Origin of the sequence: Paraburkholderia podalyriae (assembly GCF_014397785.1) — a bacterium.
Taxonomy (GTDB): Bacteria; Pseudomonadota; Gammaproteobacteria; order Burkholderiales; family Burkholderiaceae; genus Paraburkholderia; species Paraburkholderia podalyriae.
On record NZ_VZQQ01000021.1, the window covers coordinates 78,939 to 94,327 of the forward strand.

At 60.9% G+C, this 15,389-nt stretch carries 17 protein-coding genes; 8 read left to right on the top strand and 9 right to left on the bottom strand.

Annotation, left to right across the window (positions count from 1 at the left end; translation table 11 throughout):
* Nucleotides 1-9: 9 nt before the first annotated feature.
* Both F6X42_RS23760 and F6X42_RS23765 read right to left on the bottom strand, forming a co-directional pair.
* Nucleotides 10-1,239, bottom strand: a complete 1,230-nt coding sequence (locus F6X42_RS23760) for a M24 family metallopeptidase (protein ID WP_187636531.1) — start codon at nt 1,237-1,239, stop codon at nt 10-12.
* Nucleotides 1,240-1,500: 261 nt separating this feature from the next.
* Nucleotides 1,501-2,424 (bottom strand): LysR substrate-binding domain-containing protein, encoded by a 924-nt coding sequence (locus F6X42_RS23765; protein ID WP_187636532.1) that lies wholly within the window; start codon nt 2,422-2,424, stop codon nt 1,501-1,503.
* Nucleotides 2,425-2,695: 271 nt separating this feature from the next.
* On the opposite strand from F6X42_RS23765, the gene F6X42_RS23770 reads away from it, so the two are divergent.
* Nucleotides 2,696-3,958, top strand: coding sequence for an aromatic ring-hydroxylating oxygenase subunit alpha (locus tag F6X42_RS23770; protein WP_187636533.1), 1,263 nt, complete (start codon nt 2,696-2,698; stop codon nt 3,956-3,958).
* A gap of 7 nt (nt 3,959-3,965) precedes the next feature.
* The gene (locus F6X42_RS23775; RefSeq protein ID WP_187636534.1) at nt 3,966-5,105 is read left to right on the top strand and encodes an FAD-binding oxidoreductase; all 1,140 of its coding nucleotides are present in this window, start codon (nt 3,966-3,968) and stop codon (nt 5,103-5,105) included.
* Nucleotides 5,106-5,252: 147 nt separating this feature from the next.
* Here the strand turns inward: F6X42_RS23775 and F6X42_RS23780 are convergent, their stop codons facing one another.
* The 7 genes from F6X42_RS23780 to F6X42_RS23805 form a co-directional block, all read right to left on the bottom strand.
* Nucleotides 5,253-5,576 (bottom strand): DUF4158 domain-containing protein, encoded by a 324-nt coding sequence (locus F6X42_RS23780; protein WP_187636535.1) that lies wholly within the window; start codon nt 5,574-5,576, stop codon nt 5,253-5,255.
* Between the two features lie 3 nt (nt 5,577-5,579).
* Entirely contained in the window at nt 5,580-5,669 is a 90-nt protein-coding gene (locus F6X42_RS46415) for a helix-turn-helix domain-containing protein (RefSeq protein ID WP_429534927.1), read from the bottom strand.
* 33 nt (nt 5,670-5,702) lie between these two features.
* Complete coding sequence (locus F6X42_RS46420) at nt 5,703-6,062, bottom strand: recombinase family protein (protein WP_429534928.1); 360 nt, start codon at nt 6,060-6,062, stop codon at nt 5,703-5,705.
* Complete coding sequence (locus F6X42_RS46425; protein ID WP_187636536.1) at nt 5,966-6,325, bottom strand: hypothetical protein; 360 nt, start codon at nt 6,323-6,325, stop codon at nt 5,966-5,968. The genes F6X42_RS46420 and F6X42_RS46425 overlap by 97 nt, the downstream gene beginning before the upstream one ends.
* A 95-nt stretch (nt 6,326-6,420) precedes the next feature.
* A complete protein-coding gene (locus tag F6X42_RS23795) occupies nt 6,421-7,407 on the bottom strand; it encodes an alpha/beta fold hydrolase (protein WP_187636537.1) in 987 nt (328 codons plus the stop codon).
* Nucleotides 7,408-7,434: 27 nt separating this feature from the next.
* On the bottom strand, nt 7,435-8,163 hold the full coding sequence (locus F6X42_RS23800) for a DUF8737 domain-containing protein (protein ID WP_187636538.1): 729 nt from the start codon (nt 8,161-8,163) through the stop codon (nt 7,435-7,437).
* Between the two features lie 16 nt (nt 8,164-8,179).
* Nucleotides 8,180-8,716 carry a hypothetical protein gene (locus tag F6X42_RS23805; protein ID WP_187636539.1) on the bottom strand — a complete coding sequence of 179 codons (537 nt, stop codon included), beginning with the start codon at nt 8,714-8,716 and terminating at the stop codon, nt 8,180-8,182.
* Between the two features lie 130 nt (nt 8,717-8,846).
* Here F6X42_RS23805 and F6X42_RS23810 point away from each other — a divergent pair, with 130 nt between their 5' ends.
* From F6X42_RS23810 to F6X42_RS23835, 6 genes are all read left to right on the top strand, one after another.
* On the top strand, nt 8,847-9,512 hold the full coding sequence (locus F6X42_RS23810) for a TetR/AcrR family transcriptional regulator (protein WP_187636540.1): 666 nt from the start codon (nt 8,847-8,849) through the stop codon (nt 9,510-9,512).
* A gap of 442 nt (nt 9,513-9,954) precedes the next feature.
* Entirely contained in the window at nt 9,955-10,866 is a 912-nt protein-coding gene (locus tag F6X42_RS23815) for a LysR family transcriptional regulator (RefSeq protein WP_187636541.1), read from the top strand.
* Between the two features lie 185 nt (nt 10,867-11,051).
* A complete protein-coding gene (locus F6X42_RS23820; RefSeq protein WP_187636542.1) occupies nt 11,052-12,188 on the top strand; it encodes a porin in 1,137 nt (378 codons plus the stop codon).
* Nucleotides 12,189-12,250: 62 nt separating this feature from the next.
* Nucleotides 12,251-13,591, top strand: coding sequence for an MFS transporter (locus F6X42_RS23825; protein WP_187636543.1), 1,341 nt, complete (start codon nt 12,251-12,253; stop codon nt 13,589-13,591).
* A 30-nt stretch (nt 13,592-13,621) separates the two neighbouring features.
* Nucleotides 13,622-14,317: a DUF4286 family protein gene (locus tag F6X42_RS23830; RefSeq protein WP_187636544.1), complete on the top strand. Its 696-nt coding sequence runs from the start codon at nt 13,622-13,624 to the stop codon at nt 14,315-14,317.
* A 27-nt stretch (nt 14,318-14,344) separates the two neighbouring features.
* Complete coding sequence (locus F6X42_RS23835) at nt 14,345-15,373, top strand: zinc-dependent alcohol dehydrogenase (protein WP_187636545.1); 1,029 nt, start codon at nt 14,345-14,347, stop codon at nt 15,371-15,373.
* Nucleotides 15,374-15,389 lie beyond the last annotated feature (16 nt).

The window sequence follows — 15,389 nt, forward strand, 5'->3', positions numbered from 1 at the left end:
TTCCAACGGTCAAAGCCAGTCGGTCTCAAACTGGAACGTCGATAGCGGCGTGCAGCCATGGTCTGTGAGTAGCACCTGCTGCTCGAGCTTCACTCCTTCCTTACCGCCTTCATCGCCGATATAACTTTCGATACAGAGAGTCATTCCGGCTTCGAACATGCCGTCATAGCCTCGGTCCTGGAAGTACGAGATGGACGGATACTCGTCGACCATGCCGATGCCGTGTGCGAGGCAACTGTACCGGTTCTTGAAGAACGTATCCGGCATTGCCCAGCTTCGTTCGGCGAATTCATTGAACGTCATGCCGGGCTTGATGAGTGCCATGTTGGTATGCAGCTGCTCGTAGGCAGACGCGTAAAGCCGCCGCTGATCGTCGGTCGGTCGGACGTGGCCGACTGTCCACGTTCGCGAGATGTCAGCACAGTATCCGAAGGGGCCAACCAGATCCGTGTCGAACGCAATCAGTTCGCCTTTCTGCATTAACCTCGGGCTGCACTCCTGCATCCACGGGTTCGTACGGCTTCCCGACGCCAGCAGCCGCGTCTCGATCCACTCGCCGCCGAGTTTGATGTTTTCGAAGTGCAGGTGCGCCCACAGTTCCTGCTCGGTCATGCCCGGGCGCAAAGCTTCGTGCATTCGCTGAATGCCTTGTTCGCAAACGTCGATCGCGGCTTTCATCACCAGCAGTTCATCGTCGGACTTGATGGTTCGAGCCACTTCCATCAGAGCCTGACCATCCACAACGCTGATACCTTCCTCACCGAGGGCATGCAGACCTTCTGGATCAAGTCGGTCGACTGCGATCCGCCGTTCGGATGGAGCGTTTTGACGCAGCAGATCCGCAATTTCGCGCGCCCACTGCTTTGCCTTCGCGGCGACTTGTGATCCAGCATTAAAGTAGTTCCAGCACACAGCACTGCGGATTTCCGCATCGACCGGCACCTCGTTCCAGACGTGCTCACAGTTGTGAAATTCGAATCCGATCACTGGCCCATCGGCAAACACGACCACGTAACGCGTGGGATTGCGGCCCGTCCATATCTGCATGTTGGATGTGTCTGTCGCGTACCGGATATTCACTGGGTCGTACATGACGATTGCCGGTACGCGACTCTTTCTAAGCTGGCGACGTACGCGCTCCAACCGATAGTGACGGACGCGATCAAGCAACCCTCGCGGCAGGTAGCCTGGAACAGCGGACTCGGGCAGCGCGGCGTGAAGCGAGGAAATCCCCGGCATGAATTGTTCTCCTGTTGTGATCCGTGGGGCGATCGAGTCAAGGCGCAGCGAGCCGCAAACGCATTGAATGTGCGAGGGCGGGGCCGATCAGATTCGTTGCGGCTCTGGTTTGAATGAGCCGGTTGAAACGGCGTCGGCATGCTTCTCCAACGCAGTATCGGAACGACGAAAAAGTCGGTCAACCGCCTTTATTTTCCTTCTCGCATGACTTTAAGTTATCCAAGGAGTGCCACGTGCATGCCGTGCGAATTCAGCGCTTCATTAGCGAACCGTCAGGTCTCCGCGGAGCCAGTCGATCAGTTGCGTGATCACGGGCGAGATGGTCCGGCCGTGGGGCACAACCACAAAGTAGGAATCGGCTGGCTTGAAGGTGGCGACGTCGAGTCGAACAAGCTCTCCGGATGCCAACAGGTCTTCTACCAGTCGGCTCCATCCAAGTGCAATGCCTTGTCCATACCTGGCCGCCTGTATCGCGTCGGTGTAAAGGCTGCAGCGAAGAACCTTGTTGAGGCGCGAGGGACGGTGGCCGACCGCACGGAACCACTCTGTCCAGTCCATCCAGCCCTCTGTCGTCGAGTCAGACTCGACCAGCGCCATGCTGGCAAGCTGCTCGAGTGACTCCGGCGCATCGTTCTCTTTAAGGAATTCGGGAGAGCAAACCGGAAAGATCTCGACGTCGAAGAGGAGTGTCGAGGTGCCGTCCGACCATTGCCCGTCTCCATAACGGACCGCAACGTCGACTTCGACATGCCGCAGGTCAGCGGTGAACATCTGGGTTGTCAGGCGCAGTTGAAGTGGCGGCTTCAGCTTTTTCAGGTTAGCCAGTCGCGGAAGAAGCCGGAACTGCGAAAAAGCTGCGGTCGATGCCAATACCAGTTCGCGCTGCTCGCCTGTCGCCAGGCGATCGAACACGCCCGCGATCTTCTGCATGGACTCCGCCACCACCAGATACAAGGCCTCGCCCTCGGCGGTGAGCTCAATGGAACGATGCCCACGATGGAACAGACGCACGGCCAGCGTTTCTTCCAGGAACCTGATCTGACGACTTGCAGCCGATTGGGTAACGCCAAGTTCAGCCGCGGCAAGCGTGAAGCTGCCCAGACGAGCCACCGCCTCGAACTCCACCAAAGCCGTAAGCGACGGAACAATTCTGCGGTAGCCCTTCGTTCCTCTGGAACTTTTCATCCTATGTCTCTGTTCGATGCTGTAGTCGTAAGAAGGTGGGCATCTGCCAACGTTTAGACAGCCCCATGTGACAGGCACTCCCGTGCAACGAAGCCAGGGTTTACATGTGTTCCGGGGGCTTCCGTGAGCGCGTCGCCCGAGCTTGATTTTCGCATGACTTAAACGAATACAAGGAGGCAAATAAAGCGCATTGACGGTGCATATTGGCGATCCAATACTGAATGCAATGCTGCACCAAGCGCTGCGGCGCATACCGACGAAGAGACCCACCATGTCATCCGTAATCAAGATCAAAACTCATCGCGAACTGCTCGACAGCCGGCAACCGGGACACGGCATGCCAGGCGAGTTGTTCGGCCGCCAGGACGTGTTCGAGACCGATGTCGAGGTCTTCTTTCACAAGCTCTGGATTCTCGTCGGCGTGACGGCCGATGTACCGGAGCCGGGCGACGTCCATACGGTCGACATTGGCAAGGCATCGATCATCATCGTTCGCGACGACGACGAAAACATTCGGGCCTATCGGAACGTGTGCCGCCATCGTGGCTCGCGCATCATGAAAACAACGGGCAAGGCAACCGTCGGCATGCTGGTGTGTCCGTATCACCAATGGACGTACGATCTCGACGGAAGCCTGCGCCACAGTTCGCACATGGGCAAAGACTTCGACCCGGGTTGTCATAGCCTTATTCCGGTTCATGTGAAGAGCGTTGGAGCGCACGTCTTCGTTTGCCTCGCCGATGAACCGCCGGAGGACTTCTCCAAGCTGGAAACCGTCATGACGCCGCGCTTCGCTCCGTACGATCTCACGCGCACAAAGGTCGCGCATGAGCTGGAGATCATCGAAAACGGCAACTGGAAGCTCGTGATGGAAAATAACCGCGAGTGCTATCACTGCGCGGGCACCCATCCCGAACTCGTGAACTCGTTCCAGGCGGAAGATTTCGGTTTCTGTCCGGACGGGCAGGGCGAGGACGCCCTGAAAGCTTACGACGACTACGTGACGCGCAACGCGGCCACTCAGCAAGCATGGGAAAAAGACGGTTGGATCTGCGAGCGGTTCGAGTCGGTGGATGAAAGCGTTCATACGAACTTCCGTACGCAGCGGCTGGTGATTGCCGGCGCGAACGAGTCGCAAACGATGGACACGAAAGTGGCCTGCACGAAGCTGCTGGGCAACGTTTCCCGTCGGAACCTCGGCGACGTGCACATGTGGGGTCACCACTCGTGGACGCATGTGATGAGCGACCATGCTGTGATCGCCTACATCCTGCCGCTTGCGCCTGACAAGACGCTGGTTCGCACCGTATGGCTCGTTCACGAAGACGCGGTCGAGGGTGTCGATTACGACCTGCGGAAGCTGACCGAAGTGTGGAATGCCACGACCAATCAGGATGCCGAACTTGTTGCGAACGCTCATAACGGGACGCAGGATCCGGCTTACCGGCCTGGGCCGTTCTCACGGTTCACTGAAGCGCCGCTGGACGAATTCTCGCGCTGGTACGACGCGCGCCTGAAACAGAGCGGGGTCTGAGAACGATATGGACATCGCCGTGGATACTTGCGTCCCTGAACAGAGATCCGAATTGGCAGACCGCTTCAGTCTTGCCTCGACATGGGAACGTGCGGATGCGCAGTGGCCAAGCCACGAGCAACGAACGCTGGTTTGCTGCCGCGTGCTGGCCGAGACGCACGACGTCCGCACATTCGTATTTGCAGCCGAACAGGGAAGACCGTTCGCCTTCGAGCCGGGGCAGTTCGTGACGGTCACCGCGGAGATCGAAGGTAAGCCGGTCAGTCGGTGCTACACCATATCGTCGCCGCCAACCCGCCCTTACACGCTCTCGATAACTGTCAAGCGGGCGCCGGGTGGCGTCATGTCGAACTGGCTACATGACAACATGACCGAAGGCATGTCGCTGTCTGCTTACGGCCCGTCTGGCATCTTCACGCCTTCGGCCGGGCCATCGGAAAAAGCGCTCTATCTGTCGGCCGGGTCCGGCGTCACGCCGCTGATGGCGATGACGCGTGCGGCATTCGACCTCGGACAGGATCGCGATATAGTCTTTGTTCACAGTGCCAGAACGCCCGAGGACATCATCTTTGCCAAAGAGCTTGCTGCGCTCGAACAAATGTCGAAGACGCTCCGCGTGATCCACATCTGTGAAGCGCAGAGTGAAAAAGGCGACTGGCGAGGTCCTGTGGGACGACTCAGTCTCGATCTGCTGAAGGAGCGCGTGCCCGACTATCAGGAACGGGAGGTCTTTACGTGCGGTCCGGCGGGTTACATGGAGGCAGTCAGAAAGACACTCCTCGACGGAAACCACAACCCCTCAAGGTATCACCAGGAAAGCTTCAATTTCGCGGAGACCGTCGAAGTTGTCGAAGCCGCTCCAGGGGAAACGGCTAGCGCTCAGTCCTGCTTTACTGTGCGTCTGGCACGTTCCGGGAAGACTTTCACGATGGACGCATCGCAGACCGTGCTTGCTGCCGCGCGCAAGGCGGGTGTGCCGTTGCCTTCGTCCTGCAGCCAGGGCATATGCGGCACCTGCAAGACCACGCTGCTCGAGGGAACCGTTGACATGAAGCACAACGGAGGGATTCGCCCGCGTGAGATCGACAAAGGTCTTCGACTGATGTGTTGCAGTAAGCCTACATCCAATATTGTGCTGGATCTGTAGCGGCGCACACACCCGACTACCTCATTTGGATTGAACAGATGGGTGAGCGCTATCTGCGCAGCACGTGTTGATGTGCAATAATTCCGCGAGCCGTGGTCAGTAATTGTGCTAACAGAAAAGTGCCGGAATACCGCTAGCCTAGTCTGGTCAGCGGTTCCTGCAGATGTTCGCGACGGGTCTCGTCGCGCGCAGCGTACAGCTCCCACGCCGCCGGTGTGACTCCCGGTTGGGTAGCACAATGCCGATGATCGGCGCATGTGGCTTCTCGGTCGGTCCCAATACCCGACCGGGAAAGCGCAGGTAGATCATCAGCACAGCGATACCGAGCCGGTTGTGGCCGCCTCGATGCTGGCGCACGAACGCAAAGTCCTCCGCCAACAACGTGGCCAGGCGAATCAGTTCGCTTTTATCTTCTGGGAAAGCAAACAGCTGGAATCGCTGCACAGGCGTAAGGAGTTCGCGGCGGGGCACGATTCACCTCGTCGAGCGAAGATACTGATACAGAGTTTCGCGGCTAACGCCAAATTCACGAGCGATCTTAGGCTTTACGTTCGCCAGCGTCATGCGACGGCGAAGGTCGGCCACCTGCGCGTCGGACTAGGCCGGCTTACGACCGCGATAGGCGCCGCGTTGCTGCGCCAGGGCGATGCCCTCACGCTGGCGTTCGCGAATCAGCGCGCGTTCAAATTCCGCGAAGGCGCCCATCACCGACAGCATAAGGTTCGCCATCGGCGAATCTTCGCCCGTGAAGGTCAGGCATTTTTTCGTGAACTCGATGCGCACGTCGCGCTCGGTCAACGCCTGGACGAGGTGGCGCAGATCGTCCAGGTTCCGCGCGAGTCGGTCCATGCTGTGCACGATCACGGTGTCGCCAGCACGCACGAACGTGAGCAGCGCGTCGAGCCGCGGCCGCTTCGTGTCCTTGCCGGACGCCTTGTCGGTGAAGGTGCGATCCAGCGCAAGCCGTCGAGCTGGCGCGCGGCATTCGGTTCGAACGTGCTGACCCGCACGTAGCCGACGCGCTGACCATTCATGGCTGGCGAGTTTCCGGCAAAGGTGTCAGCCTGAAATTTCTGACCTTGGAGAGTCCGCGTCAAACAATTGTCCGCAAGCCTCTCCCCACGGCGCCGAGCGTTGGCCATGTACTTGACGCATTGCACCACCTTGCGCCCGCCCCAGATGCGGCGCTCTCCGCCGGAGTTGCCCGGGTCGTTGTTCAACGACGCCACGCCGGCCAGCTTCGCGGCCCTCGCGTTGCTGATCTGCCTGAGTTCAAAAACGAATGCAGTTGACGCTCTTTCGGGAGAAACTCCGCTCACCCGGTTCGTACCGATTTCTTCGCCGCCAGGCCGTCGGGCAACGCCGCCAGGAACCGAAGCAGCTCGGGCACGATCGCTTCGTGCGCATCCTCTTGAAGAAAATGGCCTGCGTCCTCGATGCGAGTCACTTCAGCGTCCGGAAAGGTCTGCAGCCACATGCCCTCAAGCGTCTCGGGCGAGAACGCAAGGTCGCGCATCGCCCACATGATCCGCACCGGGCGGCCGCGGTAGTGGCGCTCGAGCCCGTGCTCGATTCGACCCATCATGTCAGCCACCGGGCCGTCAGGTCCTGTAGGTATCTGGCGCGGAAAAACGAGAACACCGGTTCGGCTCGCCCAGGTCGGGTGCGGAGCGAGGTAAGCCCGGCGCACGTCCGGCGTCAGTCGCTCGCGATGAACGACGCCGACTTTGAAGAAGAAAAGCCGGGTGAAGAGTTGGAGGCCTTTCACCATGAACTCGCCAACGCCCGGCACGCGGAACAGCCGTAACGGCACGGGCAGTGGGTACTTGCCCCTTGGGCGATGCGCGGCAGTATTGAGCACGAAGAGGCCGACGACGCGTTCGGAATGCGCAACCGCCCACGAAAGCCCGATCGGACCGCCCCAGTCCTGAGGAACGACGACCGCGCCGGACAAATTCAACGACTCCAGCAACGCGTCGAGCCGGCGGGCATGCTCGGCTATGGGGTAGACGTTCGGCTGCGGGGGCTTGTCAGACCTGCCGAAACCCAGATGGTCGGGTACGATCACGCGGTAGCCGGCGGCCGTCAGCGGCCCGATGAAGTTGCGGTAGAGAAAGCCCCAAGTCGGATTTCCGTGGACGAGCACGACCGGGCGCCCGTCGCGCGGACCCTCGTCGACGTAGTGAAGGCGCCCTTCTGGTGTCTGGAACCAGCGTGGCTCGTAGGGCCAGAGGCCGTTGAAGGTCCAATCCTCAGTGCGTGCGTCGTTCGCAGGATGGCGGGCATCCGGTCCAAGCTTCATCGTCGTATCCGTTCTTTGTTGGAGATCTCAGGCCGCCGGCATGGCTGCCGCCTGGTGGATGGCCGCGCGGATGCGCGGGTACGTACCGCAGCGGATCGCGGGCCTCGGCTTCGCGTTGTGCGCCTTGGAGCGCCAGGGCGTATAAACGCCGCGGTAGGGAAGACGTTTGAGGGCGCCCCAGCGCGGCAGGCGGGGGCCGAGGAGCAGCACGCCTCCGAACTCATCGAACTCGGGGACGCCTTCATCGATGTCGATCACCATGCGGCCGGCAGAGCACTTCCCGCCCGTCGCAGCAATGCACGATAAAGAAAGACGTGACTGACGCCGCTGAGCGGCGCCAACATGGCGGGCACGTACCAGGCCGCGTGAACTTGAGCGATTACGTCGGGGTTCGAAGAGCGGATTGCGGCCCCGATCAGGTCGACGCTGCCAAGGACGCTGACGATCCACACTAGCGGCACCGGCGAGACGCAGCCGAAAGCCGAGCGCGGTAAATGCCACGACGGCAATGGCGGCCGTCGCCATGTCGCCGTACGCGATCTGTTGGCCGAGCGTGCTTGGGTAGGCGCCGGCCACCACGCCCGGAACGGCAAAGACTAAGCCGATGTGGCGAAGCATCTGAGGTATGAGCAGCAGCATCAGCGCCCGTTCGCGCTCCAGTCGATCGAGCTGGGGCACGATCAGAAACCATGCGATCGCAAAATAGCCGCTGGCTGCGATCACCAATTCGAGATTAAACAGATCCAACGTTTGCATGAAAGCCTCCTCCAATTCAAAAAAAGGTAGCCAAACCGGATCCAGCACGGCCAGCAGCTGCGGCAACCAGCATCGCGCATGTCGAAGCCCCCGCCTGACGCATCGGCAGCCAGAGGTCCTTGATGCTGGAGGACGCGCCGGTGAACATCACACCGATCTCGCGCATCGCTTTGCCGGCGACCCGCTCGGCCACCGCCATTAGCATGCCGTCGTCATCGGGTTGAAAGGGCAGGCCGTCGACGAGGCCAGCGATGTTCTGGTAAATCTTGTCGATCGGCGCTCGTTCGACGCGAACCTGGTTCCAGTCAGCGTTCAGCTCTTCGGCCGGCACCATGGCCAGACCTGTGTCGATGCTCTGACCCCTCTCGGACTTGCACATCACAATGCCGACCGTGTTGTCCGTACCGATCTTGACCCAGCCGTTCAGGGCCGATTGGTCCTGGCGGACCAGCAATGGTTGGGCCGTGACCAGACGCGGCTCGGGCGGCAATGCCGTCCAGCCGACCACCGGCGCGCCGAGCCCGCTCACTACGCCGGCACCGCCAAGCAGCATTGTTCTGCGAGTCACCATCGATGTTGCCTCCGAGCCCCTGCTATACTGAAGCGCTTAAAAGACTGATGGTCTCTAATATAACAGACCAGCGGTCTCATGTACAAGCCCCCTGCCCGACACTTGCCACGAAATGAGCCATCCATCCCCGTACCAGCGCGCGCGCTCTCCCGAGCAGAAGGAGGAGCGCCGGCGCCACCTCATCGATACCGCACGGTCCTTGCTGCTCGAGATTCCGGACGTGCACGACCTCGGAATCAACGAACTGGCGCGGCGTGCACAGATGACGAAGTCGAACGTCTACCGATACTTCGAAAGCAGCGAAGCGGTCTTGCTCGATGTGATGGTCGAGGAGTTCGCTCAGTGGCACACCGAGCTGGTCAAGGCCTTGAGCCGCGGCGGCAAGCGCAGTGGAACCATCGAGCACATCGCGCGGGCGTTCTCCGCCACCGCAGCGGCACGGCCGCTGTTGTGCCGGCTCACCAGCATCTTCCCGTCAATCCTCGAGCACAACGTCTCGGCCGAGCGCTTGCAGCAGTTCAAGCATGGCCTGCTGGCCGTGCGCAAGCAGATGGCGCTCGACTTCCACGGCTGCATTCCATCGATGTCGACATCTGCCTTCGACAGGTTCCTGCACCATGCGGTGCCGCTGATGATCGGGCTTTGGCCGCTCAGCCACCCGGCGGAGGTTGCGGCCGAAATGCTCGGCCGTCCCGAGCTGGCGGCCTTGCGCTACGACTTCCAGCGCGATCTGGAAGAGGGGCTGATGTTGCTGTTGCGGAGTCTGGCAAGCAAATAGCCGCCGCAGAAAGTGCGCTTGGGCACCTGCTTACTCGTTATGGCCCGGCATCTGCCACACCAGCAACGCGCAGGGTTCTCAAGGCGCTGGGGCAAAACCGGGTGGTTGATACCATGATCGTTCACTGCCTCAAATAACGGGCGCGACTTCACGTCGCACGCGTACGAAAAAATCCGTTTCTTAGAAAGGCATCCCATGAAGCGACGGCCGCAATGCAGGCTTGGATGTCCAGAGATGGACAGGAAGCGGTCGTTTGCCCCCTAGTGTTGATCAACTGTGCGCAATCCCTCGGCGGCACTCACTGTGAAGTCCTTGACGTCGTGCGGGTTCAGTCCGGGGCGAATCGCAACCGATCGTTATACTTGTGACGTCGAAAATCATGATCAGCTGAGCTGGCGCAAGGCAGTTGAATAGCGAAAACTATCGGAAGCGATTACAACATATGGACAGCGTAGAGAACGTTCGAGCATTTCTCGCAGTGGCGGAGATCGGTAGCTTCTCCGGCGCGGCGCTGCGGTTGAACTTGGCGGGCTCGGTGGTTACCAAACGGGTCGGTGCGCTTGAAAAAGAACTGAACACGCTGCTGTTTCAACGCACCACGCGCAGCTTGCATCTGACCTCGAGCGGGCGGGAGACGGTTGCACTGGCGCGCGATTTCCTCGCCTCCTATGAACGCCTGATGAGCGGCCCCGTCGACGATGGCCCGGGGCTCACGGGCAGATTGCGGATCAAGGCGCCGTCGTCGTTCACGAATCATTTTCTCGGCAAGCTACTGAACGATTTTTTCCGTGCTCATCCGAAAGTCGACATCGAGTTGCAATTGAGGAACCGGCCGGTCGATCCCCTGCTCGAAGGTTTCGATTTCGTGATCACGGGTCTGCCGGTCGCCTATGACGGCGTCGAGGAATTTCCGCTGTGCCCGTTCAAACGGCTCGTCTATGCGTCGCCGGCGTATCTGGAGAAATGCGGCGAGCCGGTTCATCCATCCGAGTTGCCCGCGCATCAATGCCTGCTCTATTCGTATCTCAGCCCGGTTCGCACGTGGACTTTCGACGAACATGGCTCGGGCCGCATCGACGTGGCCGTCAATAGTGCGTTCTCGACCAACGACATCGACGCGATGCATCGCGCTACCGTGGACGGTCTCGGCATTGCGGTGCTGCCGCGTTACCGCGCGAAGGCGAGTGTCAGGCAAGGTGAACTCGTGCAGATCCTCGCAGGCTTTGAGCTGCCGGACTTCTGGATCAAGGTGCTGCGCCCGGCGGATCACAACAATCCGAAGCTGTTCCGTGCCTTGCTGGATTTTCTGACGCAAGGCCTCGCCGAGCTCGCCCGCCAGGACGATTTCCTCTGACGTGTGTCTACGCCTCCGGCCACGAGTCCCGATATTTTCCAGAAACCGTGTTCTGAACTTCCCGTTTGCTGCTATTTCCGACTGCCGGTTTCGGAGATCATTTCCTGACAGGTCGCCTATTGGAGGGTGACCTGGTTAAAAAAGAGGGTGCGCCAGCCGCCCCGGATAACGAACAGGAGACGGAAGTGAAACATCTGGTTGCTTGCCTGCCATTGGCGGCATGCGCGCTAGCGCACGCGCAAAGTAGTGTGACGCTATACGGGGCGGTAGATAGCGCACTCACCTATACCAATAATCAGGGCGGCAAGTCGGCCGTGCAAACCTATAGTGGCGGGCGCGCCGGCGACAAGTTCGGCATGCGTGGCGTGGAGGATCTGGGTTCGAACCTCAAGGCGATTTTCGTGCTCGAGGCGGGCTTCAGTATCCAGACAGGAGCCTTCCAGCCCGCCAATACACTCTTTGGCAGACAGGCATTCGTGGGCCTGAGCGGCGACTGGGGTAGTGTCTACCTGGGCCGGCAGTACTCCATGACCAACGACTACTTCGTGCCGTTAAGCACCAGCTTTCTGTTCGCGGGCGGTCTCGGCGCCACGCTCGGCGATATCGACGGGTCGTGGAATTACAACAAGATCAGCAACGTGATCAAGTACGAAAGCCCCGTCTATCGTGGCTTCAACTACAGTGCGATGTTGAGCCTTGGCGGCACGCCCGGTGATTTTTCCCACGACAGGACCTATGGCGTCGGTGCGCAATATGCGAACGGCGGCCTCACGCTGGCGGGCGCGTACATGAATATGCGAACGCCGGCGACCTCGATTTTTGGTGCGGGTAGCTCGCCCGTGGCGGGCGCGGCCTTTACCAATCCGGTCACCAATCCGATCTTCCAGAACTATGTGACTGCAACCAGCCAGCAGGTGCTTGGAGGCGGCGCGAAATACGTATATGGCCGCTCTCAGTTGTCGTTTCTATATTCGAATGTGCGCTTTCTCGACATTGTCCGGACGGCGTCGAATCGCACGGCGCCCGCGAACGCCGCGTTCAACAACTACCAGTTGAATTACGCGTTCAATTTCACGCCGGCCACAATGGGCGGCGTGGCATGGCAGTACAGTGCATCGCCGGGCGGTCACTACAACTCGCTCGAAGCCGGCACAGCCTATCTCTTCTCGAAGTCCACCTACGTGTACGGCATGACCATCTGGCAACACGCGAGTGGCGTCGATTCGACCGGAAAACAGGCTGTCGCGAATCTGTTCGGATTGTCACCGTCGAGCAACTCGAATCAGGTGGCACTGCGAGTGGGCCTCAGGAAGCTCTTCTAGGAGGCCGGTGTCGATGCGCCTAACCAGGCGCGCAAATAGGATGTGAGCTGGAGACATGCAGCATGAAGCAGAATGATTTGATCGATGTGCAGGAGTTTGTCGACACACAGCCGCTCAGCCGCTTTCAGTGGCTGGTGATCGTGCTTTGCTTCCTGACGGTGGCGATCGACGGTATCGATATCGGGCTCGCCGCTTATATCGCGCCGTCGGTGCGCGCGGAGTGGGGGCTGACGGTCAATCAGCTTTCGCCGATTTTCCTGTTTGGCCTGATCGGCATGATGGCCGGCTCTCTGATCTTCGGCCCGCTCGCCGACCGCTACGGAAGACGGCCGGTGATGCTTGCATCGGTCGCGTTTTTTGGCTTCGCGACGCTGTCAAGCCTGCTGGCCACCAACGTGACGGAGCTGGCGTTGCTGCGATTCGTCGCCGGCGTCGGCATCGGTGGCGCCACGCCGACCGCGGTTACGCTGACGGCGGAATATGCACCCGCGCGCCGTCGCCTAACCATCATCACGATCATGCTGTGCGGCAATTCGCTCGGGTCGGCGTTCGGCGGGGTGGTGGCCTCGCAGGTGATCTCGCGCTTCGGGTGGCACGCTATGTTGATCGTCGGCGGTGTGACGCCTTTGCTGCTGCTGCCGGTGTTGTGGTTGTGGCTGCCGGAGTCGATGCGCTTTCTTGCACTGCGCCGTTCGGATCGGCAAGCGGACCTGCGTACTTTCGGCCAACGCATCGCTGCGACCGCAGTGCAGGCGGATAGCCACTTTGTCGCGCGCGAACCGGAGCGGCTGCGCTCGGCGGTCCGTGAACTGCTGGTGGCACCTTATCGCCGTGGCACGCTGCTGCTGTGGACGACTTTCTTCATGGGTCTCTCGGTGCTGTATCTGATGTCGAGCTGGCTGCCGACCATCATCACCCATTCCGGCGGCACGATGAAGACGGCGGCGCTGACTACTGCGCTGTGGTCTGTCGGCGGCACATGCGGTGGTTTGCTGCTCGGCCGCGTCATGGATCTGGCGACACCGCATCGGGTGCTGGGCTGCGCGTACTGTCTCGCCGGCGCCGTGATCTACCTGGTCGGGCAGACCTACACGACGCCCGCGGTGCTCGGCCCGATTGTTTTTCTCGCGGGCTTTTGCGTCAGCGGTTCGCAGGTCGGCATAAATGGTCTGGCTGCGACTCACTATCCCACCACCAGCCGTGCGACAGGTGTGGCGTGGGCCACCGGGATCGGCCGTTTCGGCTCAATGCTCGGCTCGGTGATGGGGGGATTCCTGCTGTCGTCGGGCTTGGGCTATGAGACTTTGTTCATGCTGGTCGCGGTGCCCGCGCTGGTTGCCGCGCTGTGCATGTTCAGCATGCCCGCAGCCGCGCCGCGCGCGCTGCACGCACGCCCATCCTGAAGTGTTTTCGATTAACTGGAGTGTTGCATCATGGCCATTTCCGGTTCCGCGTTTCTCGCGCTATGGAACGACGTCAGCGCTGAGTCCGACACGGAATACAACCGTTGGCATACGGACGAACATGTGCCCGAGCGGGTCGGCATTGCCGGCTTCATCGCGGGCCGCCGCTATCGGTCGTCGGCGCCGGGGCAGCACCGTTACTTCACGCTGTACGAGACCGAAACATCGGCGGTATTCGATTCGGCTGCCTACCTCGACGTAATTGAGCGGCCCACCGCGTGGTCGGCGTCGATGCGCCCGCTGCTGAAAAACGTGGTGCGTGCGACGTGCGACACCGTCGCGTCCACAGGCAGCGTGCCAGGACAGGCCATCGCGTGCGTCCGTATCAGCGCGGCCGGACAGTTCGATGGACGGGCACTGACCGATGCGTGCATGGCGTTGGCGGGCGTGAGCTCGGCGCATCTGGGGCAGGTCAGATTATCGGTGCCGGACGCATTCGAGAAATGGTCGAATGCCGACGAACCGACTCACGTGCTGCTGGCGGAAGGCGTCGACGAGGCTACCTTGAGGGCGCACGAGGCGGCGCTCGGCGAGTTCGCGCTTCGGTTTGCCGGAGCCGCGCGGCCAGCCATCGTCGACGTCTACGAACTCGTCTTCGGCATCAGGCATTCGCAGGTGGATGCGTCCCTGCTGCGATCCGTACCGGCCTCCGGTTCGCCGCTTTGAACCCGATACTGCAGTCAGGAGCAACTCATGCAAGCATTGCAAAAAACTGCCGCCACATTCGGCCTCGAACTTCGTGAGATAGCGCCGCCGCAGGCGCCCACCACGGGCGAGGTGATCGTCGACGTGGTCGCCGCCGGCATCTGCGGCAGCGACGTCCATATCTACGACTGGTCGGGCGGCTACGACTTTCTGAAACAGGCGTTTCCGGTCACGATCGGTCACGAGTTTGCCGGCAGGATCGCGAGTGTAGGCGAGGGCGTCGTCGATCTTCAGGCGGGGCAGCCGGTCGTTGTGATTCCGTCGGTCGAGTGCGGCGTATGCCGCTTTTGCACGGCAGGGCGGCTCGACGAATGTCGTGACCGTCGCGGCATCGGCATGTTGCGCGACGGCGGCTTTGCACGGTCCGTGCGCGTGCCGGCGATCAACTGCCTCGCGTTGCCCGGCAATCTCGATCTCGGGATCGCGGCGCTATGCGAACCGTTGTCGATCGGATTGAGCGCTGTGAAGGCCGCCGACGTGAAGCGCGGCGACAAGGTCCTCGTGATGGGCCCCGGTACCATCGGGCAGGGCATCGCGTTGCTTGCAAAAGCGCGCGGCGCGGACGTTGTGGTGGCCGGCTATGACGACACGGACCGGCTCAATGGGGTGCGGGCGCTTGGCATCGGCAAGACACTCGATCTGAAAGAACGGCCGCTGTCCGATGCGAAGCAACTGAGTGGCGCGGACGAGTTCGATATCGTTATCGAGGCGACCGGCGTGCCGTCCACGGTGCAGGCCGGTCTCGATCTCTTGCGGCCCTCGGGCGTGATGGTGATCTGCGGCATTCACGGCGCGCCGGTCAGTTTCGATGCGGCTAAACTCGTGCGTAACCGTCATCAGATCCGCGGGACCTATCGTGCTTCTCGCGCGACATGGGCGGAAGTACGTGATTTTGTCGTCGAGCATCATGCCGCGCTGGTGCCGATGGTCACGCATCGGTTGCCGCTTGCCGATGCGCTCGAGGGCTTCGAAATGGCGCGCAACAAGATCGGCTCGAAGATTTTGCTGATGCCGTGACGACGTCCTCAAAAGG